Raw genomic sequence first — 23,123 nt, forward strand, 5'->3', positions numbered from 1 at the left:
CCTCATCCGCGACGGCTTCACCAGCCGCCTCATCGCCTCTTGACCTGCCCGAGCCGCCCCGGCATGGCGCAAGCCCGCCTGACGCGGGCTACGACGCGGGCTTCGGGCCCGTCTGGGTGCGTACCGCGCCCATGCTGGCCGCGATGACCAGGGCGACGGCCGCCGCCTGCGCGGCGGACAGGGTCTGGCCGAGGATCAGGAACCCGGCCGCCGCGGCCAGGGCCGGCTCCAGACTCATCAGGACCGCGAAGGTGGAGGCGGGCAGGCTGCGCAGGGCGAGCAGTTCCAGGGTGTAGGGCAGGACGGAGGACAGCAGTGCCACGGCCGAGGCCAGCCCGATCGTCACCGGGTCGGTGAGCTTGGCGCCCGACTCCGCGATCCCCAGCGGCAGCATCAGCAGCGCCGCCACGCCCATGGCCAGCGCCAGCCCGTCGGCCTGCGGGAAGCGCCGGCCGGTGCGGGCACTGAAGACGATGTACGCCGCCCACATGGCGCCCGCGCCCAGCGCGTAGCCGGTGCCCACCGGGTCGAGGTCGCCGAAGTCCCCGCCGCCGAGCAGGAAGACGCCGGCGAGGGCGAGCCCGGCCCAGACGACGTTCACCGCGCGGCGGGAGGCGAGGACGGACAGGGTGAGCGGGCCGAGGACCTCCAGGGTGACCGCGGCGCCGAGCGGGATGCGGGCGACCGACTGGTAGAACAGGGCGTTCATCACGCCCATGGTGAGACCGAAGGCGACCACCGTCCCCCAGTCGGTGCGCGAGTGGCCGCGCAGCCGGGGCCGGCAGACCAGCAGCAGGACCACCGCCGCCGCCACAAGACGCAGGGTGACGACGCCGAGCGCGCCGGCCCGCGGCATCAGGCTCGCCGCGAGAGCGGCGCCGAACTGCACCGAGACCCCGCCGGCGAGCACCAGGCCGACGGGGCCGAGTGAGCCGCGGCGGCGCGGGACGCCGCCCGCGGGTGCGGGACCGAGCCCGGTCGGCGAGGGTGTGGCGGCGGACGAAGGGGTGGTCACGGGGCGGTTCCAGGAGCTCGGGTTGGTTCGGTTCATCGCGGCGTTCCGACGGATCCACGGTAAGGGATTCGGCCGGACGGGTGGCCCCTCGGCGGGACGGTACGCCGCCCGGATGCCGGGCGCACGCCGCACGGATGCCGGCGTACGCCGCACGGCCACGCGGGCGGCACTCCGGGGCCCGGAGGGCCGAGTGCCGGGCCGGGCCGCTGCGGCGGGCGGGCGGGCGGCACCGGACCGTCCGTGTCCCCTGGGGCCGCGTCCGCGGATCACGTCGCGCGCCGGACCCGGTGGGCCAGCTTGCGCAACACGTCCTCGGTGATGCCGAAGTGGTGGTGAGCGATGTGTGCCGCCCGCGCCGCGTCACCCTCGCAGACCGCGGTGACCAGGGCGTGGTGGCCCGGGCGGGACTGTTCGTACAGGTCCCAGGTGTAGGGCTCCATCGAGACGCCGAGGCTCACCTCGGACAGCAGACGGCGGTGCAGGGCGACCAGGCGGGAGTTGTGGGTCGCGCGGGCCACGGCGAGGTGCAGTTCGGTGTCGATCTCGCGGGCCCGGCTGAGGGAGGACGCCTCGTCGAATTCGGCCAGCAGGCGCCGCAGCCCGGCCCGGTCGGTGTCGTCGGCGCGCTCCGCCGCGGTGCGCGCGATCAGGCTCTCGATCAGTCTCCGGTAGTCGAAGAGGGCCTCGAACTCCTCCCACCGGCCGAGGAGCGCCTGCCGCACCGCGTGCGCGCTGACCTCCGCCCACTCCGCCTGGACATAGGCCCCGCCGGACCGGCCGCGGCGGATGTCGAGGAGACCCTCGTCACTGAGCCGGCGCAGCGCCACGCGCACGCTCTCCCGGCTGACCCGGAGCAACGCCGCCAGCTCCCGCTCACTGGGGAGGCGGTCGCCGAGGCTGTACTCGCCGAGCGCGATCGCCGTGGCCAGCCGGTGGGCCACCTGCTCCCCGGTCGTCGCGGTGTGCAACGGCGCCAGGGGTTGCCGTGCCTCGGGGTCCGCCCCGGAATCGACAGGCATCTTCACCTCCGTATCGCAACGTTAACAATAAAAGGTCTAGTTAATAGACCTTTCATTGCCTACGCTGTCCGTGACTGGATCGGATCGAACACACGTACGGAGAACGCGTCATGACCACCGACACGGCGGGAGAGCACACTCCCGGCCAGGGGGCCTCGGAGGCGACCGCCCCCGGCCTCGAGTCCTTCGGATACAGCCAGGAGCTCAAGCGCTCGCTGAAGCTGTCCGACCTGATCATCTACGGCCTGGTGTTCATGGTGCCCATCGCGCCGTTCACCATCTTCGGCGTGGTCTTCAACGGCTCCAAGGGCATGGTGCCGCTGACCTACCTCATCGGCCTGGTCGCGATGCTCTTCACCGCGCTGAGCTACCGCGAGATGTCCCGTGCCTTCCCGATCGCCGGTTCCGTCTACGCGTACGCGGGCCGCGGCATCAACGACAAGGTCGGCTTCATCGCCGGCTGGGCCATCCTGCTCGACTACCTGCTGATCCCCACCCTGCTCTACGTGATGAGCGCCGCCGCCCTCACCTCACTGGTGCCCGCGGTACCGCAGTGGCTGTGGGTGGTGGCGTTCGTCGTCGTCAACTCGGTGGTGAACTTCTTCGGCATCGAGTCCACCGCCCGCCTCAACAAGCTCTTCCTGGTGCTCGAACTGATCGTGCTCGCGCTCTTCGTCGGCTTCGGACTGGCCGCCGTCGTCTCGGGCGAGAACGGCGCGCACTTCTCCGCCGACCCGTTCCTCAAGCCCGAACTGCTCACCCCGGGCCTCATCTTCGGCGCGCTGTCCATCGCCGTGCTGAGCTTCCTCGGCTTCGACGGAATCTCCACCCTGTCCGAGGAGGTCAAGAGCAGCGACCGGCGTCTGGTCGGCCGGGCCACCCTGTGGGCCCTGGTCGCGGTGGCGGTGCTCTTCGTCGTCCAGACGTACGTCGCCGCGCTGCTGGTGCCCGGGAAGACGGAGTTCACCGGTGACGACGCCACCAACTCCGCGTTCTACGACATCGCCGGGATCGCCGGCGGCCCCTGGCTGAAGACCACGGTGGCGATCGCCGCCGCGCTGGCCACCGGCGTCGCCAACTCCCTGGTGGCACAGGCCGCGACCTCTCGCCTGCTGTTCAGCATGGCCCGCGACCGCAAGCTCCCCGCCTTCCTCGGCCACGTCCACCCGGTGCGCAAGGTGCCGCAGCGCGCCATCCTCTTCGTCGCCGTCATCTCCCTGATCCTCGGCGTGTTCTTCGTCGGCCAGCTGAACCTGCTGTCGTCGCTGGTGAACTTCGGCGCGCTGTTCTCGTTCCTGATGCTGCAGGTGTCGGTCTTCGTCCACTTCGTGCTCCGCAACCGCAGCCGCCGCTGGGGCCTGCACCTCATCGCCCCGCTCATAGGATTCGCGATCATCGCTTCGGTGCTGTGGAACATGGACACCACGGCTCGGGTCAGCGGCGTCATCTGGCTCGCCGTCGGCGGGTGCGTCCTGCTCTACTACCGCCTCAGCGGCCGTGGCACCACGCTCGAACTGGAGAACTGACACCGATGCATCTGCAAGCCACCGATTCCCACAACGTCTGGGACAACTCCCTCCCCCCGGTGCTCACCATCGCGCCCGGTGACACCGTCACCGTGGAGACCCAGGAGTCCAGCGGCGGACAGCTCGACCGCGAGTCGACTGCGGGAGACGCCGCGAACCTGGACTTCGGCCGGCTCAACCCGGTGACCGGGCCGATCCGGATCGACGGCGCCGAACCCGGCGACACCCTGGTGATCGACGTCCTGGACACCGAGGTCGACGACTGGGGCTGGACCGCCTGCATCCCCGGATTCGGACTGCTCGCCGACGACTTCTCCGAGGCCCACCTGCGCATCGTCCCCATCGAGGGCGGTCGCGCGGAACTGCTGCCCGGCCTCGGAGTGCCCGTCCTGCCCATGATCGGCACCATCGGTGTGGCCGTCCCCGAGCCCGGCGAGCACTCGGTCGTCCCGCCGCGCCGCTGGGGCGGCAACATGGACATCCGCCAGGTCGGCCCGGGCGCCCGCCTGCGGCTGCCGGTGGGAGTCGAGGGCGCGCTGCTCAGCCTCGGCGACGTGCACGCGGCGATGGGCGACGGCGAGGTCTGCGGCACCGGCGTCGAGACCTCGGCGACCGTGCGGCTGCGGGTGGGCGTGGAGAAGGGCTCGGCTCCCCGCACCCCGATCCTGGAGACCGCTCCGGCCGCCCGCCGCACGGGCGCCGCCCTGGTCACCACCGGCATAGGCCCCGATCTGATGACCGCCGCCAGGGAGGCCACCCGCCAGCTGATCGACGAGGTCGTTCGCCGCACCGGCATCGACGTGGCCGACGCCTACCTGCTCGCGAGCATCGCGGGCGACCTGGTGATCTCGGAGATCGTGGACATGCCCAACTGGGTGGTCAGCATCCACCTGGACCGGTCGCTGCTGACGGGACTCTGAGGAGCGGTCGGCCGTCGGGCCGCCGCACGGACCCGCCCGCGCGGCGGCCCCTCTCGGCATGAGCCGCGATGAGCCGCGATAAGCGGCCGTGCGGCCTCCTCGTCATGAGCCGCCGTGCGGCCTCCTCGTCGGGCACCGCGAGCCCGCGCGCCCGCGAGCCGCCGTGGCCCGGCACGGCGGCTCGCGAGGAGGCCGCCCCGACCGGAAGGGCACCCGAACCTGCGTGCCCGAGGGGACGGGCAGGAGGCCGGTCATCGCGCCGGAGCCGTCCGGCCGTCCCCGGGCCCGGAGGCCTCCGACGCCTCACCCTCCTCCAGCGCGTCCGCCAGCACCTCCGCGAGGTGCCGCCCGCGTGCCCCCGCCAACTGCCCCAGCTGCGTGCGGCAGGAGAACCCGTCGGCCAGGATCACCGCGCCCTCCCCCGCCTCCCGCACCGACGGCAGGAGCCGTTCCTCGGCGCACGCCACCGACACCTCGAAGTGCCCCCGCTCGAAGCCGAAGTTGCCCGCGAGCCCGCAGCAGCCGCCGGTCAGCTCGCCGCTCAGTCCCGCCGCTTGCCGCAGCCTGCGGTCGGCGTCGTCGCCGAGGACCGCGTGCTGGTGGCAGTGGGTCTGGCCGACGGCGGGACGGTCCAGGCGCGGCGGCGTCCAGCGCGGCGCCAGGCGCTCCAGGGCCTCCGCGAAGGTCAGCACCAGGGAGGCCAGGCGGGCGGCGCGCGGATCGTCGTGCAGCAGCTCGGGCAGGTCGCCGCGGAGGGCGGCCGCACAGCTCGGCTCCAGCACGACGACCGGGACGCCGGCCCGAAGGACCGGTTCCATCAGGTCGAGGGTGCGGCGCAGCACCGTCCGGGCACGGTCGAGCCGGCCGGTGGAGACGTACGTCAGCCCGCAGCAGACGCGGCCCCGGCCGCGCAGCACCTGCCAGGGGCCGAGCACGGTGGACCTGCCGTCACCCACCGGCGGGCGGCGCAGCGCCAGCGTCGGCGGGAGCGCCACCCGCAGCCCGGCCGCCTCCAGCACGCGCACCGCCGCCCGCCCCACCTCGGGCGAGAAGTGCTCGGTGAAGGTGTCCGGCCACAGCACCACCAGGTCCCCGGCGCCGGAAGCCGCTCCGGCCCGCCCGCGCCACCACCGGGTGAACGTGCGCGTCGCCAGCCGCGGGATCCGCCGTTCGGGCGCGATCCCGCCGAGCCGTTTCGCCGCCCACGCCGACGGCGGTACGGCGGCCAGGGCGTTGACCAGCCCGGCGGTGCGGGTCCGGGCCGTCCAGCGCAGCCACTCCGGCAGCCGGCCCATGCTGTGGTGGGCGGCCGGGCGGCGCCGGCCGGCGTAGTGGTGGTGCAGGAACTCAGCCTTGTAGGTGGCCATGTCCACACCGGCCGGGCAGTCGGAGCGGCAGCCCTTGCAGCCCAGGCACAGGTCCAGGGCGTCGCGGACCTCCGCCGACCGCCAGCCGTCGGTGACCAGTTCGCCTGCCAGCATCTCGTGCAGCAGCCGGGCCCGCCCGCGCGTGGAGTGCTCCTCCTCGCCGGTGACCCGGAAGGACGGGCACATGACGGCCGGTCCGGACGCCGCCGCGGTACGGCACTTGGCGACGCCGACGCACCGCCGTACCGCCGCCGTGAAGTCGCCGCCGTCCGCCGGGTAGCCGAAGGCCACGTCGACCGGCTCGCGCGGCAGGACCGCGAAGCGCAGGCCGGAGTCCAGCGGGGCCGGGCGGACCAGCATGCCGGGGTTGAGCAGGCCGTCGGGGTCCCAGACTCCCTTGACCCGCTCGAAGAGGGCCACCGTCTCCGCGCCGTACATCCGCGCCAGCAGTTCGGCCCGCGCCTGCCCGTCCCCGTGCTCCCCGGACAGCGAGCCGCCGTGCGCCACCACCAGGTCGGCGAGTTCCTCCGAGAAGCGCCGGAAGCGGCCGACGCCGGCCCGTGTCAGGAGGTCGAAGTCGATGCGGACGTGGATGCAGCCGTCCCCGAAGTGCCCGTACGGCGTGCCGCGCAGGCCGTGGGCGGCCAGCAGCCCCCGGAAGTCCCGCAGGTACGCCCCGAGCCGGGCGGGCGGCACCGCGCAGTCCTCCCAGCCCGGCCAGGCCTCGGTGCCGTCCGGCATCCGGGTGGCCGTGCCCGCGGCGTCCTCCCGGATGCGCCACAGCGCCCGCTGCCCGGCCTCGTCCGTCACCACCAGGGAGTCCACCACGTCGGCGGCCCGCACGACCGCCTCCGCACCCGCGCGCGCCTCGGCCTCCGACTCGCCGCCGGTCTCCACGAACAGCCAGGCGCCGCCCCGCGGCAGCGCGGCCGACGTCGGCACCAGGTCGGCCGCCATCCCCTCCAGCGTGAGCGGCCCTCCCCCGCCGCCGGGTCCGCTCCCGGTTCCGTGACCGATTCCGCGACCGGTTCCGCGACCGGTTCCGCGACCGGTTCCGTTCGGGCGGGAGGACGCCCACGCCCGCAGCCCGGCCGCGGCCTCGGCGGCGGCGCTCTCGTCGGCGTACCCGAGGACGGCGAGCGCCCGCGCGCGTGGCGCCCGGACCAGCCGCACCACAGCCTCGGTGAGCACGGCCAGCGTGCCCTCCGAGCCGCACAGGGAGCGGGCCACGTCGGCGCCCCGCTCGGGCAGCAGCGCGTCCAGCGCGTACCCGGAGATACGGCGCGGCAGCTCCGGGAACCCGGTCCGCAGCCGCGCCAGTTCCCCCTCCACCAGTCCCCGCAGGCCCTCCGGCGCCCCGGCCCAGCCCGGCCCGGGCCGCAGCCGCTGCCCGCGCGCGGTGACGACGGACAGCTCCCGCACGTTGTCGGCCGTCGTCCCCCAGGCCACCGAGTGCGAGCCGCAGGAGTTGTTGCCGATCATGCCGCCGAGCGTGCAGCGGCTGTGCGTGGAGGGGTCGGGTCCGAACCGCAGCCCGTGCGGGGCGGCGGCCTCCTGGAGCCGGTCGAGGACGAGGCCGGGCTGTACGACGGCGGTACGGGACTCCGCGTCGAGGGAGACCAGCCGGTTCATGTGCCGGGTGAAGTCCAGCACGACCCCGGCGCCGGTCGCCTGCCCGGCGATCGACGTGCCCCCGCCCCGCGCGACGACGGGCACCCCGTGCGTCCCGCACACCTCCAGCACGGCGGCCACGTCGCCGGCGTCGTACGGCGCGACGACCCCGAGCGGGACCCGGCGGTAGTTGGAGGCGTCCATGGTGACGAGCGCGCGGGCGGTGACGTCGAAGCCCACCTCGCCCCGCACGGCGGAACGCAGCTCGCTCTCGAGATCGCTCATGCACCCAGCAAACCAGTCACCGCCCGGCGAAACGGCCCCGCCCGGCGAACCGGAGACCCGGCGAGTGTCAGGCAGGCGCCCGGCGACCCGGCGAGCGCGGGGCAGAACAGCCACGCCCGCCGAACGGGCGGGCGTCCGGCGAACCGGTCGGCATCCGGCGACCGGCCATGTCCAGCGGGCAGGCCACGCCGGACGCCCCAGCCGTCTTCCGGAGAACCCGCGGCCGGAGGGCGACCAGGCCGCATCCGGCGCATCAGCCACGTCCAGCGGACAGGCCGCCCGGCGGACCGGCCACTCCCGGAGACCCGCGGCTGCCGGGCGGAGGCCGCCGCCCGGCGACAGGCCGCCGCCCGCGGGACCACCCGTGTCCGACGGACACACCCGAGTCCGACGCACACCGTTCCTCATCAGTGAGCAGGAGTGGGTCTTGGACCCAGGCCTGGTCAGCTGGCGCATCCCGAAGGGTTGTGGATGCGCTGGTCACCCGCGTTCGCGCCGCGTCCGGCGACACGGATTGTGTCCGTGGTCCGGGGATGCGGGGGCGGGTTTCCTCACGCCCGCGGTTGCCGTGTCCGGCCTGGGCGGTCCGATGCCCCGCACGATCGCTCTGGTCGTGTGGGGGCGGTGCCGTCCGTCGCCGGATCCGGTGCCCGAGAGCGCGTCGCCCGATCGCGACGCCGGCGGCGTCGTGGCGGGTGGGTTTGCGGTTCTTGCTGCTGAGGGGCTTCTGCCAGTGTTCGGCACCCCAGCGGGAGGTGTAGGCGGGGTCGACGACGACGATGGTGATGCCGAGTGTGGCGGCCATGGACACGAGCCGTGCCCGCAGTCTGGCGACGGGCATGCCGGAGATCAGCTTGCGGAACCGCTTCTTGCAGCCGTGCTTCTCCCGCGTCTTGTCCGCGCCGAAGTCCAGGTCCTCGATCGCGATGGAGACGCCTTCGCGCCGTGCCCAGTGAAGGAGGCGGGTGAGGGCGTGCCTGACCTGGGCGTCCCGGTAAGTGGCCGGCCCGTCGAGATCGTAGGGGAATCGGCGGGGCTCACCCGTCGGGTTGCCGTGCTCGTCCAGACGCCACGCTGCGAAGTGGTCGGCGTTGGTGTCCGCACCGATGAGCCCGTTCGCTCTGGCTGCGGTCAGGGGAACGGTCTGGACCGGCGGGATCGTCCATGACGCGGTGAGGTACCAGCGGTTCCGGTCCACGTCCAGGTGGATGCGGTAGCCGACGGCACGGTTCGCCGATACACGGTCGGCCCACTCTTCGCCGCGGTGCCGGAAGTTGATCCGGCCGTCGAGCACGTACCGGCCGTGCGGGGCGTTGGCCAGGTGCGCCAGCGGAGCCGGAAGTCTGATGCTGACCTCGCCGTCGGAGCTGACGCGGATGGTCTCGTTCCCGAAACGCTTCCCCGACTCCCCGTCTGCCTGGAGGAACCAGCGTCCGGCATTCCAGCGCCTGCGCCACTCGTGCTCGGTCAGCTGGGCGGCTTCCAGATTGTGCCGGTTGCGGGCCAGTCGCTTCCCGCCCCGCGCCACGTGCACGACACCGGCCTCACGATCGGACCGCTCGCGCTCCAGCCGGTCTTCCAGCACGTGCAGGCGCCGGGTCTTTTGGAACCACTCCCTCTTCGTGCGGTAGCCGCCCGGCGCCCGCTTCGTGCCCTTCTCCCCGACCGGCTGGGACAGGCGGTGCGCGATCGTGCGCACCCCGGCCTCAAGGCTGTGGATGTGGGCGAGCTGGGCACGGCGCGAGAGGCCCCACTGGTCGTGGGTGGCCTTCGTGATGCTCCCGGCCCAGCGCGAGGACGACTCCTCGGTCAGGGCCCGCTTACGCTCCGCCCACTGGTCGCTGTCGTGATCGGTACCCGCCCGGCAACGTGCCTTGAGGTCGGCGGAAGCCAGCGAACCAAGGTGTGCGCCCACCAGGGGCAGCACCTCACGAGCCCGCCGGGACATGCCCTTGATGCTGGTGCGGATCGCCACCCCGGACGGGCCCAGCGCAACGAACGGCGCCTCGATCGTGCGCCGTGTGGAGTCAGCCATGCTCGGCGGCCTCCAAAGCCTTGCGGGCCCGCTTCTTCGCCGACCGGCGACCGTACAGGCGAGCGCAGAACGAGGTCAGCACCTCCACCATGTCGCGCACCAGATCGTCTTCGGCCTCGCCGTCGTCAAGTACCACGAGGCGGCGCCCATGCGCGGACAAGGCGGCTTCGACAAGTTCGGTGTTCATCCGGCCCAGCCGATCCTTGTGCTCGACCACCACCGTGGTCACGTCCGGATCGGCCAGCAGCCGCTTGACTTTGGGGCGGGCACCGTTCATACCGGACGCGATCTCCGCCTCCACCCGCACCACCCGGTGGCCGGCCTGCGCCGCCCACCGGGACAGCCGGGCGACCTGCCGTTCCAGGTCAGTCCTCTGGTCATGGGAGGAGACACGGGCATACAGGCCCAGCCCGCCGATCGCTTCGAGCGCGGCATTGACCCCCACATTCACGAGGATCGTGCGCGAGCCGACCCGCTGAGCCGGTACCGGCAGCGTCCCCTCACGGAACCAGCGATACGCGGTCTGCGGATGCACGCCCTGCGCCTTCGCCCATTCCGTGAGATTCATGCTCTGACAACGACACTCACTCACACATGGTTACGCTCACTCACCCGACCTTGAAGACCAGCAGTTGAAGACCCCCGCCCGGCGCACCGCCAAGCGCCCTGCGCACCACCAAGCGCCCTGCGAACCGGTGGGGTGTCCAGCGGACCGCCCGGCATCCGGACGGCCACCGGCCCCCGGGGGCGGCCGCCGAGACACGCGTCTCACCGGACGGACGACGTTTCGCCCAGGTTTCCCGCAGCGGATACCCTCCAGTCGTGGCTGAGATCCAGATTCCTTCTGACATCAAGCCCGCGGACGGACGTTTCGGCGCGGGTCCCTCCAAGGTGCGGACGGAGGCGCTGGACGCCCTCGCCGCGACCGGCACCTCCCTCCTCGGCACCTCCCACCGTCAGGCTCCGGTGAAGAACCTGGTCGGCAAGGTGCGCGAGGGCATCTCCGAGCTGTTCCAGCTGCCCGACGGCTACGAGGTCATCCTCGGCAACGGCGGCTCGACGGCCTTCTGGGACATCGCGACCCACGGCCTGATCGAGAACAAGTCGCAGCACCTCAGCTTCGGCGAGTTCTCCTCGAAGTTCGCCAAGGCCGCCAAGCTCGCCCCCTGGCTGGCCGAGCCCACCGTCGTCTCCGCCGACCCGGGCACGCACCCCGAGGCCGAGGCCGAGGCGGGCGTGGACGTCTACGCCTTCACGCACAACGAGACCTCCACCGGCGTCGCCATGCCGATCAAGCGGGTGGCCGGCGCCGACGAGGGCGCCCTGGTCCTGGTCGACGCCACCTCCGGCGCCGGCGGTCTGCCGGTCGACATCGCCGAGACGGACGTCTACTACTTCGCCCCGCAGAAGTCCTTCGCCTCCGACGGCGGCCTGTGGATCGGCGTCTTCTCCCCGGCCGCGATCGAGCGGGCCGAGCGCGTGCACGCCTCCGGCCGTCACGTCCCGGAGTTCTTCAGCCTGCCGACGGCGATCGACAACTCCCGCAAGAACCAGACGTACAACACCCCGGCGCTCGCCACCCTCTTCCTGCTCAACCAGCAGCTGGAGTGGCTCAACGGCCAGGGCGGCCTGGACTGGTCGGTCCGCCGCACCGCCACCTCCGCGCGCACGCTGTACGGGTGGGCCGAAGACGTCAAGTACGCGAACCCGTTCGTCGCCGACCCGGCCAAGCGCTCGCAGGTCATCGGCACGATCGACTTCTCGGACGAGATCGACGCCGCCGCCGTCGCCAAGGTCCTGCGCGCCAACGGCATCGTCGACACCGAGCCGTACCGCAAGCTCGGCCGCAACCAGCTGCGGGTGGCGATGTTCCCGGCGATCGACCCGGCGGACGTCGAGGCGCTGACGAAGTGCGTCGACTACGTGATCGAGAAGCTCTGACCGCGTCCGTCGCTTCCGGCGCGCCGGTCGGTTCCACCGCTCCGGCCGCGCCGGCCGCTTCCGTACGTCGCTGAAGGGCGCCCGGTGTCCACCGGGCGCCCTTCTGTCATGCGGCCGTGCAGCTCACGCTCGGCACCGCCCCGCCGCCCGGCGCGCCGCCGAACCCGAAGGTCGCCGAAGCGCCCGCGGCCAGGCTGCCGTTGTGTGCGGCGTTCACCGCGGTCACGGTCGAACCGGACTGCGTGTACGAGGCGTTCCACATGCTCGTGACCTGCTGGGAGCCGCTCCAGGTCCAGGTCACCTTCCAGGACGACAGCGCGGTCGTCCCGGTGTTGGTCACCTTCACCTCGGCGTTGAAGCCGCCGCCCCAGTCGCTGCTGACGGTGTAGGCGGCGCTGCAGGCAGCCGTGGAACCGCCGCCTCCGGTGCCGCCGCCGCTCCCGCCGCTGCCCGGGAACCCGGACGCCTTGATGCTCGCCAGGTAGCCGTCCTTGACGGTGTCCACCGTGTTCCAGTCGTCCTTGAGGATCCCGCCGGTGTCACCGGAGTTGGGGTTCCAGGACCAGAACGTCCACTGGAAGGAGTCGGCGCCGTACGTCGACGTCGGGCGCAGGTAACTCACCAGTGCGGCGAGCCACTTCTGGTCGACGGTCGACTGGAGCGTGGTGCCGAACTCGCCGATCCACACGGGCGCGATGTTCTGTTTGAAGATGTAGCCCCAGTACTTGTCCCACACCCCGGGCATGTTGGCGGGGAACGACGGATCGCTGAACCAGCTCTGCTGGGCGACGCTGGTGGCGTAGTCGTGGGCGGAGTACACGACCCGGTTCGCCACGTCGAGCTGCACCGGGTACTGCGCGACGCCCATCAGGTTGCCGCCCCACCAGCCGGAGACGCCGTCGACGGTCTGCACGCCCTCCACGAAGATCAGCAGCTCGGGGTTGACGGAGAGCACCGCGTTGCCGCCCCGCTGCGCGGCCAGGCGCCAGTCCCTCGTCGTGTCCCCGCAGCCCCAGCAGGCGGGATCGTGCGGCTCGTTGTGCAGGTCGATGCCGATGACGGTGGAATTGCCGACGTAACGGGAGGCCAGCGACCTGAGGTTGGCGATCCAGGTCGACTCCGGCACCGACGCCGTGTACCAGAGGGCCGACTGGCCGCCGGAGTCCGGGCGGTGGCGGTCGAGGATGACCTTCATCCCGTCCTGGCCGGCGTAGGCGACGAGCTTGTCCATGACCTGCAGGGAGGTGAGGCCCTGCAGGTCGGCGTTCTTGCCGCCGGAGAAGTCGATGCTGTCGGGGGTGGTCCCGGACTTGAGGATGTCGTCGCTGTAGGGCAGCCGGATGGTGTTGTAGCCCAGCGACTTCATCTGGTCGATCATGCTCTTGTAGTCGCGGGACCACAGGCCGTGGACGACGTGGTTGCCGGTCTCGAAGCCGAACCAGTTGATGCCGGCGATCCGGACCGGCTGCCCGGCCGCGTCGAGGATCTGCCGGCCACTGGTGTGCCAGTAGCCCGCACCGGCCGTGTCGGCGGTGCCGACGGCGTGCGCGGTCTGCGCGCCGGCCAGCGGTAACAACAGCGCCGCGGCGGCGCACAGCGCTCTTCGCAAGCTGCGGAACATGTGCCTGGGTCCTCTCGACAGGCGCGGGCCCGGAACCGATGGGAGCGCTCCCATCACACCACGCACCCCCCAGGAAACTGACACACCATGCCCACGTCAAGACATCGCGCAGCGCTCGGGCGCGAACTTCCGCGAAGCTCCTCGGACTTCCGCGGACCTCAGCGAACTTCCGCGGAGTTCCGCGGAGTTCCGCGGAGTTCCGCGGACTTCCGCGGACCTCAGCGGCGACGCACCAGCCGCCGGAGGCCGAAGAGGGCCGCCGCGGCGACGGCCACGGCGAGGGCGCCGGTCTTGAAGGTGGAGCCCAGACCGTCGCCGCTGCCGGCCGCCGCACCCGAACCGGCGCTTCCCGAGGGGGACTTGCCACCGCCGGCGCCGGGCGCGTCCTCCGCCTGCACGGAACTGCCGGCGCCCTCGCTGCCGTACAGGAGCTTCGATCCGTCGGCGGAGTAGCTGACGGACTCGCCCTGACCCTGGAGGGGCACGTCGAGCCGGCCCTCCCGCTTGATGCGCCCGCCGTCGAAGTCGTACCAGATCCCGCCGAAGTAGCCGCGCACGGCGAGCCGCCGGCCGTCCGGGGAGAGCGCGGCGTCGGTGGCCCACAGGTCGACGGTGGCGACCGGACGGAAGACGTTCGCGCCGGACGGCGACAGGGTGGCCGGGCCCTGGTAGAGGTGCCCGCCGTCCTCGTTCTTGTCGATGATGTAGGCGCGGCCGGTCTTCGGGTCGACCACGAGCGACTCGGCGTCGCGGGCGCCGTCCGCGTACTTCACCACGTACTGCGTGGCCCGCACGGTCTGGTCGGTCAGCTTCTTCGGCTCCGGCAGCCGGTAGATCCACACGTACGGCCACTTGCCGCCGAGGTTGTCGCCGATGTCACCGACGTAGATCTGGTTGCCGGGTCCTATGGAGATCGCCTCGACGTCGCGCGGCGAGCCGATACCGGTCAGGGTGACGCGGGCGACGGTCCGGCCGGTGGCGCTGTCCACCGCGTACAGGTAGGGCCCGTCGTCGCTGTCGTTGTGCGTCCAGTAGATCCCGGGGTGCAGGCGGGAGGCGGCGAGGCCGCTGGACTCCGTGATGCGCGGGTCCTTGATGGTGAACGACTGGTCGCCGCCCGCGGCGGCGGCGGGCAGCGCGCAGGCACCCGTGAGCAGGATCCCGGCGAGGAGAGCGAACGATCGGCGCATGGCCCAAGACTGCCATCCCCGCGGCCCGTTCACGCAGGCGTGTCCGGCCTCACACCCCACCCGCCCCGCTGATCGTCCATCATGAGCGGATGCTCAGGCTCATGCCCGTCGGCGACTCCCAGACGATCGGGAGCGCGGGCGAACACACGTGGCGTTACCGGATGTGGCGGCACCTGTGCGAAACGTACGGGGATCCGTTCGCCCTCGTCGGACCGCGCGAGACGCTGTACGACAAGGCGGCGGACGCGCCCGTGTCGTACGCCTACGCCGAACCGGACTTCCCGCGCGCCCACCTGGCCGGCTGGGGCGAGGGCTGGCTGCACATGGCGCCCCTGATCGGCGAGGCGGTCCGCGCGCACCGGGCCGACGTGCTGCTGGTCGCCCTGGGCCTGATCGACCTGGGCTTCTACACGAACGCGGAGCAGACGGCGGACAACGTGCGCCGCTTCGTCGCCGAGGCCCGCACCGCGAACCCGCGCGTCCGCATGGCCGTACTGCCCGTCATACCCAACGTCCGCGCCCTGTCCGACGCCCCCTTCGGCGCGCAGGTCGCCCGCTTCAACGAACTGCTCGCCAAGGCCGTGGCCGACCTGGACGAGCCGCGCTCCCCCCTGCTGCTGGCCTCGCCCCCGCCCTCGTACGACATCGACCGCGACACCTACGACGGCACGCACCCCAACGACAGCGGCGAGCACAAGATCGCGGCGGCCTTCGCGGACGCCATGCACCAGGCCTGGGGCCTGGGCCTCCCCTACGGCGACTGACCCGGAGGGCACGGCGGCGTTCCGCCGCGTGTTGGTCACCGTGCGTATCGTTGTACCGCGCGGTTGTACTCGTGTGTCGGGGCAGCCGGGGAGGAGCGCCACGATGACCGTCCTGGAAGACAGGATCGAGAGCGGCCGGCGCCCTGGCCGAGGAACGCGGCGAGCTGACGCTGGACGTCATGTTCGAGTCGCTCGAGAAGATCGGCCGAGGTCATCTCCAAGGACACGGCTGCGAACGACTACGGGCCCAAGAAGCTCACCTACGCGGTCGCCGAGGTCCCCGTCCATCTCATCGTCGACCCGTACCAGGGCAAGTGCCGCCTCCACAGCCAGCCGAAGGAAGGCGAGTACGTCAACGAGCTCTCCCTCACCTTCGGCGCGGACGTAGACATGACCACCACCCACCTCGGCCTCGTCCTCAAGACCGACGGCTTCCCCCGCGACTGACCGGTGCCCGCACGGAGCGCGCTCCGAGCGGTCTGCCCGGGAGCATGGAGCACACACGGCCAGGCGGTGACCGCCGCCCCTGTGGAGGGGCGGCGGTCCTGGGCGCGGCGGCCCGGTTGATCACCAGGCGAATGCCTCCGGCGCGGGCCCCGGGCCGGGGAAGATCTCGTCGAGAGCCGCCAGCAGTTCCGCCGGCAGCTCCAGTTCGACCGCACGCAGCGCCGAGTCGAGCTGCTCGGCGGTGCGCGGGCCGACGATCGGGCCGGTCACGCCCGGCCGGGTGAGCAGCCAGGCGAGGGCGACCTCACCGGGTTCGAGGCCGTGCTTGTCGAGCAGATCCTCGTAAGCCTGGATCTGGGTGCGTACGGCGGGGTCGGCGAGGGTGTCGGGGGCGCGTCCGGAGCCGCGGCGCCCGCCCTCGACCTGCTTCCTGATGACACCGCCGAGCAGCCCGCCGTGCAGCGGCGACCACGGGATGACGCCGAGCCCGTAGTCCTGCGCGGCCGGGATGACCTCCATCTCGGCGCGGCGCTCGAAGAGGTTGTAGAGGCACTGCTCGCTGACGAGCCCGAAGGAGCCGCGCCTCGCGGCGGTCTCGTTGGCCTGGGCGATCTTGTATCCGGGGAAGTTGCTGGACCCCACGTAAAGGATCTTCCCCTGCTGCACCAGCACGTCCATGGCCTGCCAGATCTCCTCGAAGGGAGTGCTGCGGTCGATGTGGTGGAACTGGTACAGATCGATGTAGTCGGTCCGCAGCCGCTTGAGGCTGGCGTCGACCGCCCGCCGGATGTTGACGGCGGAGAGCTTGTCGTGGTTGGGCCAGGCCTCGCCGTCCGGGCCCATGTTCCCGTACACCTTGGTGGCGAGCACGACCTTGTCGCGCCGTTCCCCGCCCTTGGCGAACCAGTTCCCGATGATCGATTCCGTGCGGCCCTTGTTCTCCCCCCACCCGTACACATTCGCCGTGTCCACGAAATTCAGCCCCGCGTCGAGGGCCGCGTCCATGATCGCGTGGCTGGTGGCCTCGTCCGTCTGGGGGCCGAAGTTCATGGTGCCGAGGACCAGTCGGCTGACCTTGAGTCCGGTGCGTCCAAGCTGCGTGTACTCCATGGAACCCCAGCCAACGCCTTCGAGTCCGCTCAAGGCAAGCATGACCGCGCCTCCTCCTGGCACGGGGGACGGCGGTCGCACGGCTCGGTGCGTCCGCGCGAGGGGTGGCCGGTTTCGCGGAGGCGCCCTGGCGCAGTCGATCGCCGGACGACAGACTGCGCCCGACTCACCGTGAGCAGGTCATCACTCTATGGAGGGGAAGAGGCATGAGCATGCTGTCGGCTGATCCGCGGACCTTGGCCCGTGAGGCGTACACCTACCTCTATCCGCTGGTCATGATGGACGTCACGCGCCGCCAGGGCACCTCGCCGCCGGCCGCGCAGCGGCCGGGCTACGGCCCGCCGAACGAGTTCCAGCACATGCGGGAGTTCCCGTCGGCCGATTTCCGCGCGGTGGTGCGGCCGAACTTCGACACGCTGTACTCCAACGCCTGGCTGGACCTGACCGGCGGCCCGGTGGAACTGCACGTGACCGACACCGCCGACCGGTACTTCATGCTCCCGCTGATGGACATGTGGACCGACGTGTTCGCCACCATCGGCAAGCGCACCACCGGGACCGGGGACCAGGACTACCTCATCGTCGGACCCGACTACGACGACACCCCCCAGGCCGGGCTGACGGTGCTGCGGGCGCCCACGCCCTACGTGTGGGTCATCGGCAGGACGCAGACCAACGGCCCGGCCGACTACGAAGCCGTCTGGAAGGTCCAGGACGGCTACACCCTGACCGCGGTGCCTCCCCGCGGCTACGAGCTCGACGACACCATCGACGTCGACGCCGACGCGCTCGACCTGGTGAACGGGTACAGCGCGGTCGACTTCTTCACCAAGGCCGCCGAGGCGCTGGCGGTCAACCCGCCGCACGCCGCGGACTTCTCCGCGCTGGCCCGGACGGCACACCTGGGCATCGTGCCGGGCCAGGAGTTCGATCCCAGCCGGTTCACCGAGGCCGAACTCGCCGAGATCGAGGCCGGCGCGCAGGAGGCCCGTGCGGAGATCCTGGGGTCGATGACGGGCTTCGGAGCCGAGGCCAACGGCTGGCGGACCTCCCTCGACACCATGGGCGTCTACGGAAACAGCTACTTCAAGCGTGCCTTGGTCGCCGCGGGCGGGCTCGGCGCCAATCCGCCCGAGGACGCCGTGTACCCCGTCCTGACCGCGGATGCCGACCACGAGCCCGTCGACGGCGCCCACGACTACCTCCTGCGGTTCGAGGCCGACGCGATGCCGCCCGCCGGCGCCTTCTGGTCGGTCACCATGTACGACGCCGAGGGCTACCAGGTCGCGAACGAGATCGACCGCTTCGCCCTGGGCGACCGCGATCAGATGGTCCCCGACGAGCAGGACGGCTCGCTCACCATCTACATATCGCAGCACAACCCCGGCCCGGACCGGGAAGCCAACTGGCTGCCCGCCCCGGCCGGCCCGCTGGGAATCACCATGCGCATCTACGCGCCGAAGCCCGAAGTGCTCGACGGGACGTGGAACCCGCCGGCGGTCACCAAGGCGTGAGGGAGGCGCGGGGAGCCGCACGGCTCCCCGCGCCCCTACCTGACGGCCGCCGCGACGGCCACCACGACGAGCAGGAGTACGAGCGCACCGGCCATGATCCGGTTCCGGGTCTTCGGGTCCACGCGACGAGCCTAACCGGCTCCGCCGAGCGGCCAGCAGGCGACCGCCTCGTACCGCGGCTGTTCGCCCGGCACGCCGGACCGGGGCAGGTTGCTGCGCACCAGCGCCAGCTCCGCCACCGTCCAGGTGCGGCTGGTGAACCCGCGCAGGGCAGCCACGTAGGGCCGCACGTCGACCGTCTCCCGGCCGCGGGCCACCGTCAGGTGGGCCTTGTAGTGGCGGTGCTCCTCCATCGGCAGGCCCGCCTTGCGCGCCGCGGCCTGGGTACGGCCGGCCAGCACGCGCAGGGCGTCGAGGTCGCCCGCGGCGCCGGTCCACAGGGCGCGCCCGCGCCCGAACTGGCCGCCGCCGTGCAGCGCCAGCGGGAACGGGCCGGTGCGGTGGGCCGCGCGTTCCAGCCGCGCCGACAGGGCGGGGACGAGGTCCTCGCCGACCTCCCCGTAGAACGCGAGGGTGAAGTGCCAGGCGGCCCGGCCGGTCCAGCGCAGGCCGTCCGCGCCGGGCAGCTCCTTCAGGGCGGCGACCTGCGAGGCGAGTTCACCGGCGACCTCGTCCGGGGGCACCACGGCGGTGAAGAGTCTCATACCGTCCAGCCTGACACCGCCCCCGGCAGGTCTCACGCCCCGGCCGGACACCATGCCCCACACGCTGCACGCCCCCAACCGGACACCATGCCCCACGCCATGCACGCAGCCGGACACCATGCCCGACGCCCTGCACGCACGCAGCCGGACACCATGCCCCACACCCTGCGCGCACGCAGCCGGACACCATGCCCCACACCCTGCGCGCCCCGGCCGGACGCCGTGCCCGACCGGGTCTCACGCTTCCGGCCGGACACCGCCCCGGCGGAGTCTCACGCGGCCCGGGCCAGTTCCTCCCGCTGCTCACGGGGCACCAGGCCCAGGCGCGGGTGGCCGCGGTGCCAGTCCATGGACAGCCGCAGGTTGCCGATGCGGGCCAGCACCAGGCCGATCCCGGCCGCCGCGGCCGCCGCGATCACGCCGCCGACGGCGAGGCCAGCCCGGACGCCGTAGGTGTCGGTGATCCAGCCGGCGATCGGCGCACCCACCGGCGTGCCGCCCAGGAAGACCATCATGTAGAGCGCCATGACGCGGCCGCGCATGGCCGGGTCGGTGGTGAGCTGGATGCTGGAATTGGCGGTGACGTTGACCGTCATGCCGAACATCCCGATCGGGGCCATGAGCAGGGCGAACAGCCACAGGGACGGCGCCGCCGCGGCCACCAGCTCCATGGTGCCGAAGGCCACCGCCGCCGCGATCAGCACCCGCATCCGGGCGGTGCCGCGGCGGGCGGCGAGCAGGGCGCCGGCCAGCGAGCCGATCGCCATCAGCGTGTTGAACAGGCTGTAGGAGCCCGCGCCGGCGTGGAAGACGTCGTCGGCGAAGGCGGAGAGGTAGACGGGGAAGTTGAAGCCGAAGGTGCCGATGAACCCGACCAGGACGATGGTCCAGATCAGGTCGGGTCGGCCGGCCACGTAGTGCAGACCCTCCCGTAGCTGGCCCTTGCCGCGCGGGGCGCGCTCGACGACGTGCAGCTCACGCGCGCGCATCAGCAGCAGACCGGCGATCGGGGCCACGTAGGACAGGCCGTTGAACAGGAACGCCCAGCCGGTGCCCACGCCGGTGATCATCAGTCCGGCGACGGCGGGGCCGACGAGGCGGGCGGACTGGAAGTTCGCGGAGTTGAGGCTGACCGCGTTCTGCAGCTGGTCCGGGCCGACCATCTCGGAGACGAAGGACTGGCGGGCCGGGTTGTCGACGACCGTGGCGAGGCCGACGGCGCAGGCGGCCACGTACACGTGCCACACCTGCACGTGACCGGTCAGGGTCAGCAGGGCCAGCACGATGCCGGTGACGGCCATCGCGGACTGCGTGACGAGCAGGGCGCGGCGCTTGGGCAGACGGTCGACGAGGACGCCGCCGTACAGGCCGAACAGCAGCATCGGCAGGAACTGAAGGGCCGTCGTGACGCCGACGGCGGTGGCGGAGCCGGTGAGGCTGAGGACCAGCCAGTCCTGGGCGATGCGCTGCATCCAGGTGCCGATGTTCGAGACGACCTGTCCGATGAAGAACAGGCGGTAGTTCCGGATCTTCAGGGAGCTGAACATCGTGGAGCGGCGCTCGGGGACGGGCGGGGAGTCGGGGGTGGTCGGTGCGGGGACGGAATCTGCTCCGGGTCCCGTACTCAAAAGGGTTCGCCTCCTTGAGACTGCTGATTACAGGTGCGCGAGCTTCTCCAGCACGGGCGCGGCGGCGCGCAGTGCGGCCCACTCGTCCTCGTCGAGAGCCTCGACCAGGTTGGCCAGGAACGCGTTGCGCTTGCGGCGGCTCTCCTCGAGCATCGCCTCGGCCTGCTCGGTCTTGGTCACGACCTTCTGGCGCCGGTCCTCGGGGTGCGGCTCCAGGCTGACCAGCCCCTTGGCCTCGAGCAGCGCGACGATGCGGGTCATCGACGGCGGCTGCACGTGCTCCTTGCGGGCGAGTTCGCCCGGCGTGGCGCTGCCGCAGGTGGACAGGGTGCCCAGCACCGACATCTCGGTGGGGCTCAACGACTCGTCGACCCGCTGGTGCTTGAGCCGACGGGACAGCCGCATGACGGCTGATCGAAGGGAGTTCACAGCGGCAGCGTCGTCGCCATGGCTTAGGTCCGGCATGTTCTTTAGCCTAACTCATTACTCTGACTAAAGACCATTGGGGGGACGGAGGACTGCCGTGATTCCGGCCACTGTGCCATATGCGCCACTCGTTCGGGTGGCAGGACGCCGAACGCGGCACGCGTCGCCGGTCTCTGCCGCGACCCTTTGCGTCATGGAGACCAGCGTGCTCAGCCTGCGCATCGACGCAGAGCTGCTCGAGCGGCTCCGGCAGCATGCCGCCAGAAGAGGAATGAGCGTCCAGGACTACGTGGTCCGGACGCTCATTCGCGACGACTTCGACGAGCGGTTCCAGACCGCCGTCGAGGAGACGGAGAAGTTCTACGGGGTCACCTGAGCGCGGCTCGGGGCAGGCCGGGCGCGGCTCAGGGCAGGCCGCCGGGCGCGGCTCAGGTGACGGCGAGCGCGGCTCAGGTCAGGCCGAGCGCGGGCATCAGGTAGTAGAAGCCGAACACCGCGGCGACGACGTACATCGGCGCCGGCACCTCCCGCCCCCGTCCGGCCACCAGGCGCAGCAGCACGAACGTGATGAAGCCCATGCCGATGCCGTTGGTGATCGAGTAGGTGAACGGCATCATCACCATGGTCACGAAGGCCGGGATGGCGATCGTGTGGTCGGCCCAGTCGATCTCCCGGACCGAACCCGCCAGGATCAGGAAGCCGACCGCGAGCAGGGCCGGGGTGGCCGCCTGCGACGGCACCATCGTGGCGACGGGGGTGAGGAAGAGGGCCACGGCGAACAGCGCGCCGGTGACGACGTTCGCGAAGCCGGTGCGCGCGCCCTCGCCGACGCCGGCCGTGGACTCCACGAAGGCGGTGGTGGCCGAGGAGGAGCTGGCGCCGCCCGCGGCGACCGCGAGGCCATCGACGAACAGGACCTTGTTGATGCCGGGCATCTCGCCCTGGGCGTTGGTCAGCTTCGCCTCGTCGCCGACGCCCATGATCGTGCCCATCGCGTCGAAGAAGCACGACAGCAGCACGGTGAAGACGAACAGCACGCCGGTCAGCACGCCGACCTTGCCGAAGCCGCCGAACAGGCTGACCTGGCCGATCAGGCCGAAGTCGGGCGTGGCGACCGGGTTGCCCGGCCACTTCGGGGCGGTCAGGCCCCAACTGGGCACGGTGGCGACCGCGTCGACGATCACCGCGAGGACGGTCATCGTGACGATCGAGATCAGGATCGCGCCGGAGACCCGGCGGACGATGAGCGCGAGGGTGAGCAGCGCGCCCAGGATGAAGATCAGCACCGGCCAGCCGTTGAGGTGGCCGTCGCCGCCGAGCTGCACGGGGACGGTGGTCTGGGCGGCGTCCGGGATACGGGAGACGAAGCCGGAGTCGACCAGGCCGATCAGCATGATGAACAGGCCGATGCCGATGGAGATCGCCTTGCGCAGCCCGTAGGGCACCGCGTTCATCACGCGCTCCCGCAGACCGGTGGCGACCAGCAGCATCACCACGAAGCCCGCCAGCACGACCATGCCCATCGCGTCCGGCCAGGACATCCGCGGAGCGAGCTGGAGCGCGACGACGGAGTTCACGCCGAGGCCGGCGGCCAGCGCGATCGGGACGTTGCCGATCACACCCATGAGCAGGGTGGTGAACGCCGCCGTCACGGCGGTCGCGGTGACCAGCTGGCCGTTGTCCAGGTGGTGCCCGTACATGTCCTTCGCGCTGCTGAGGATGATCGGGTTCAGCACGATGATGTACGCCATCGCGAAGAAGGTGGCGAAGCCGCCGCGGACCTCGCGGGCGAACGTGCTGCCGCGCTCGGTGATCTTGAAGTAGCGGTCGAGCGCTCCGGTGGCGGGCGACTGCCCCGGCTCTCCGGGGGCGGGGACCTTGGCGGGGGCCGAGGTGGACATTGGATGTTCCTACGAGCAGAAGTGGACAAGCGTAAACCGTTTCAGTATGAACATATGATTCCGGTAAACGCCATCTCCGCGCGTAGACCTGATCGTCCA

At 71.7% G+C, this 23,123-nt stretch carries 19 protein-coding genes; 7 read left to right on the forward strand and 12 right to left on the reverse strand.

The features are described from left to right. Nucleotides 1–88: 88 nt before the first annotated feature. A complete protein-coding gene (locus VKA29_RS02325) occupies nucleotides 89–1,015 on the reverse strand; it encodes an EamA family transporter (protein ID WP_324783418.1) in 927 nt (308 codons plus the stop codon). Between the two features lie 266 nt (nucleotides 1,016–1,281). Next, a complete protein-coding gene (locus VKA29_RS02330; protein WP_324783419.1) occupies nucleotides 1,282–2,034 on the reverse strand; it encodes a FadR/GntR family transcriptional regulator in 753 nt (250 codons plus the stop codon). A gap of 110 nt (nucleotides 2,035–2,144) precedes the next feature. On the opposite strand from VKA29_RS02330, the gene VKA29_RS02335 reads away from it, so the two are divergent. Further along, nucleotides 2,145–3,560 (forward strand): APC family permease, encoded by a 1,416-nt coding sequence (locus VKA29_RS02335; RefSeq protein ID WP_324783420.1) that lies wholly within the window; start codon nucleotides 2,145–2,147, stop codon nucleotides 3,558–3,560. 5 nt (nucleotides 3,561–3,565) lie between these two features. Beyond that, nucleotides 3,566–4,480, forward strand: coding sequence for an acetamidase/formamidase family protein (locus VKA29_RS02340; RefSeq protein ID WP_324783421.1), 915 nt, complete (start codon nucleotides 3,566–3,568; stop codon nucleotides 4,478–4,480). A gap of 251 nt (nucleotides 4,481–4,731) precedes the next feature. On the opposite strand, the gene VKA29_RS02345 is transcribed toward VKA29_RS02340, so the two are convergent. The 3 genes from VKA29_RS02345 to VKA29_RS02355 form a co-directional block, all read right to left on the reverse strand. Next, nucleotides 4,732–7,743: an FAD-binding and (Fe-S)-binding domain-containing protein gene (locus VKA29_RS02345; RefSeq protein ID WP_324783422.1), complete on the reverse strand. Its 3,012-nt coding sequence runs from the start codon at nucleotides 7,741–7,743 to the stop codon at nucleotides 4,732–4,734. A 253-nt stretch (nucleotides 7,744–7,996) separates the two neighbouring features. Further along, nucleotides 7,997–9,778: a transposase gene (locus tag VKA29_RS02350; protein ID WP_324783423.1), complete on the reverse strand. Its 1,782-nt coding sequence runs from the start codon at nucleotides 9,776–9,778 to the stop codon at nucleotides 7,997–7,999. Then, nucleotides 9,771–10,346: an IS607 family transposase gene (locus VKA29_RS02355; protein ID WP_324783424.1), complete on the reverse strand. Its 576-nt coding sequence runs from the start codon at nucleotides 10,344–10,346 to the stop codon at nucleotides 9,771–9,773. The genes VKA29_RS02350 and VKA29_RS02355 overlap by 8 nt, the downstream gene beginning before the upstream one ends. Before the next feature lie 254 nt (nucleotides 10,347–10,600). Between VKA29_RS02355 and serC the strand changes: the two genes are divergently transcribed. Continuing rightward, nucleotides 10,601–11,719, forward strand: a complete 1,119-nt coding sequence (serC, locus tag VKA29_RS02360) for a phosphoserine transaminase (RefSeq protein ID WP_324783425.1) — start codon at nucleotides 10,601–10,603, stop codon at nucleotides 11,717–11,719. A 106-nt stretch (nucleotides 11,720–11,825) separates the two neighbouring features. Here serC and VKA29_RS02365 read toward each other — a convergent pair whose 3' ends face one another. Together VKA29_RS02365 and VKA29_RS02370 are read right to left on the reverse strand one after the other, a co-directional pair. Continuing rightward, on the reverse strand, nucleotides 11,826–13,340 hold the full coding sequence (locus VKA29_RS02365) for a cellulase family glycosylhydrolase (protein ID WP_324783426.1): 1,515 nt from the start codon (nucleotides 13,338–13,340) through the stop codon (nucleotides 11,826–11,828). Between the two features lie 218 nt (nucleotides 13,341–13,558). Next, nucleotides 13,559–14,530 carry a WD40 repeat domain-containing protein gene (locus tag VKA29_RS02370; protein ID WP_324783427.1) on the reverse strand — a complete coding sequence of 324 codons (972 nt, stop codon included), beginning with the start codon at nucleotides 14,528–14,530 and terminating at the stop codon, nucleotides 13,559–13,561. An 89-nt stretch (nucleotides 14,531–14,619) separates the two neighbouring features. Between VKA29_RS02370 and VKA29_RS02375 the strand changes: the two genes are divergently transcribed. After that, complete coding sequence (locus VKA29_RS02375; protein WP_324783428.1) at nucleotides 14,620–15,294, forward strand: GDSL-type esterase/lipase family protein; 675 nt, start codon at nucleotides 14,620–14,622, stop codon at nucleotides 15,292–15,294. Nucleotides 15,295–15,507: 213 nt separating this feature from the next. Then, the gene (locus VKA29_RS02380) at nucleotides 15,508–15,741 is read left to right on the forward strand and encodes a Uma2 family endonuclease (RefSeq protein WP_420718424.1); all 234 of its coding nucleotides are present in this window, start codon (nucleotides 15,508–15,510) and stop codon (nucleotides 15,739–15,741) included. Between the two features lie 120 nt (nucleotides 15,742–15,861). Here the strand turns inward: VKA29_RS02380 and VKA29_RS02385 are convergent, their stop codons facing one another. Next, a complete protein-coding gene (locus VKA29_RS02385) occupies nucleotides 15,862–16,851 on the reverse strand; it encodes an aldo/keto reductase (RefSeq protein ID WP_324783576.1) in 990 nt (329 codons plus the stop codon). 206 nt (nucleotides 16,852–17,057) lie between these two features. On the opposite strand from VKA29_RS02385, the gene VKA29_RS02390 reads away from it, so the two are divergent. Continuing rightward, nucleotides 17,058–18,365 (forward strand): DUF1254 domain-containing protein, encoded by a 1,308-nt coding sequence (locus VKA29_RS02390; RefSeq protein WP_324783429.1) that lies wholly within the window; start codon nucleotides 17,058–17,060, stop codon nucleotides 18,363–18,365. Nucleotides 18,366–18,496: 131 nt separating this feature from the next. On the opposite strand, the gene thpR is transcribed toward VKA29_RS02390, so the two are convergent. From thpR to VKA29_RS02405, 3 genes are all read right to left on the reverse strand, one after another. Then, entirely contained in the window at nucleotides 18,497–19,069 is a 573-nt protein-coding gene (gene thpR / locus VKA29_RS02395) for an RNA 2',3'-cyclic phosphodiesterase (RefSeq protein ID WP_324783430.1), read from the reverse strand. Nucleotides 19,070–19,341: 272 nt separating this feature from the next. Continuing rightward, nucleotides 19,342–20,697: an MFS transporter gene (locus VKA29_RS02400; RefSeq protein ID WP_324783431.1), complete on the reverse strand. Its 1,356-nt coding sequence runs from the start codon at nucleotides 20,695–20,697 to the stop codon at nucleotides 19,342–19,344. Nucleotides 20,698–20,724: 27 nt separating this feature from the next. Beyond that, a complete protein-coding gene (locus VKA29_RS02405; RefSeq protein WP_324783432.1) occupies nucleotides 20,725–21,162 on the reverse strand; it encodes a MarR family transcriptional regulator in 438 nt (145 codons plus the stop codon). A gap of 154 nt (nucleotides 21,163–21,316) precedes the next feature. Here VKA29_RS02405 and VKA29_RS02410 point away from each other — a divergent pair, with 154 nt between their 5' ends. Continuing rightward, the gene (locus tag VKA29_RS02410; RefSeq protein ID WP_324783433.1) at nucleotides 21,317–21,499 is read left to right on the forward strand and encodes a ribbon-helix-helix protein, CopG family; all 183 of its coding nucleotides are present in this window, start codon (nucleotides 21,317–21,319) and stop codon (nucleotides 21,497–21,499) included. A 73-nt stretch (nucleotides 21,500–21,572) separates the two neighbouring features. Here VKA29_RS02410 and VKA29_RS02415 read toward each other — a convergent pair whose 3' ends face one another. Beyond that, complete coding sequence (locus VKA29_RS02415; protein ID WP_324783434.1) at nucleotides 21,573–23,024, reverse strand: NCS2 family permease; 1,452 nt, start codon at nucleotides 23,022–23,024, stop codon at nucleotides 21,573–21,575. Nucleotides 23,025–23,123: the final 99 nt, after the last annotated feature.

This window comes from Streptomyces sp. H51 (assembly GCF_035656535.1).
GTDB lineage: Bacteria > Actinomycetota > Actinomycetes > Streptomycetales > Streptomycetaceae > Streptomyces.

Excerpts from the sequence above, each read along its gene's own strand:
- VKA29_RS02405 (WP_324783432.1), bottom strand. The coding sequence starts at position 21,162 with ATGCCGGACCTAAGCCATGGCGACGACGCTGCCGCTGTGAACTCCCTT.
- VKA29_RS02330 (WP_324783419.1), bottom strand. The coding sequence starts at position 2,034 with ATGCCTGTCGATTCCGGGGCGGACCCCGAGGCACGGCAACCCCTGGCG.
- VKA29_RS02340 (WP_324783421.1), top strand. The coding sequence starts at position 3,566 with ATGCATCTGCAAGCCACCGATTCCCACAACGTCTGGGACAACTCCCTC.
- VKA29_RS02365 (WP_324783426.1), bottom strand. The coding sequence starts at position 13,340 with ATGTTCCGCAGCTTGCGAAGAGCGCTGTGCGCCGCCGCGGCGCTGTTG.
- VKA29_RS02350 (WP_324783423.1), bottom strand. The coding sequence starts at position 9,778 with ATGGCTGACTCCACACGGCGCACGATCGAGGCGCCGTTCGTTGCGCTG.
- VKA29_RS02370 (WP_324783427.1), bottom strand. The coding sequence starts at position 14,530 with ATGCGCCGATCGTTCGCTCTCCTCGCCGGGATCCTGCTCACGGGTGCC.
- VKA29_RS02415 (WP_324783434.1), bottom strand. The coding sequence starts at position 23,024 with ATGTCCACCTCGGCCCCCGCCAAGGTCCCCGCCCCCGGAGAGCCGGGG.
- VKA29_RS02355 (WP_324783424.1), bottom strand. The coding sequence starts at position 10,346 with ATGAATCTCACGGAATGGGCGAAGGCGCAGGGCGTGCATCCGCAGACC.
- VKA29_RS02345 (WP_324783422.1), bottom strand. The coding sequence starts at position 7,743 with ATGAGCGATCTCGAGAGCGAGCTGCGTTCCGCCGTGCGGGGCGAGGTG.
- VKA29_RS02335 (WP_324783420.1), top strand. The coding sequence starts at position 2,145 with ATGACCACCGACACGGCGGGAGAGCACACTCCCGGCCAGGGGGCCTCG.
- VKA29_RS02385 (WP_324783576.1), bottom strand. The coding sequence starts at position 16,851 with ATGGAGTACACGCAGCTTGGACGCACCGGACTCAAGGTCAGCCGACTG.
- VKA29_RS02390 (WP_324783429.1), top strand. The coding sequence starts at position 17,058 with ATGAGCATGCTGTCGGCTGATCCGCGGACCTTGGCCCGTGAGGCGTAC.
- VKA29_RS02375 (WP_324783428.1), top strand. The coding sequence starts at position 14,620 with ATGCTCAGGCTCATGCCCGTCGGCGACTCCCAGACGATCGGGAGCGCG.
- thpR (WP_324783430.1), bottom strand. The coding sequence starts at position 19,069 with ATGAGACTCTTCACCGCCGTGGTGCCCCCGGACGAGGTCGCCGGTGAA.
- VKA29_RS02410 (WP_324783433.1), top strand. The coding sequence starts at position 21,317 with ATGGAGACCAGCGTGCTCAGCCTGCGCATCGACGCAGAGCTGCTCGAG.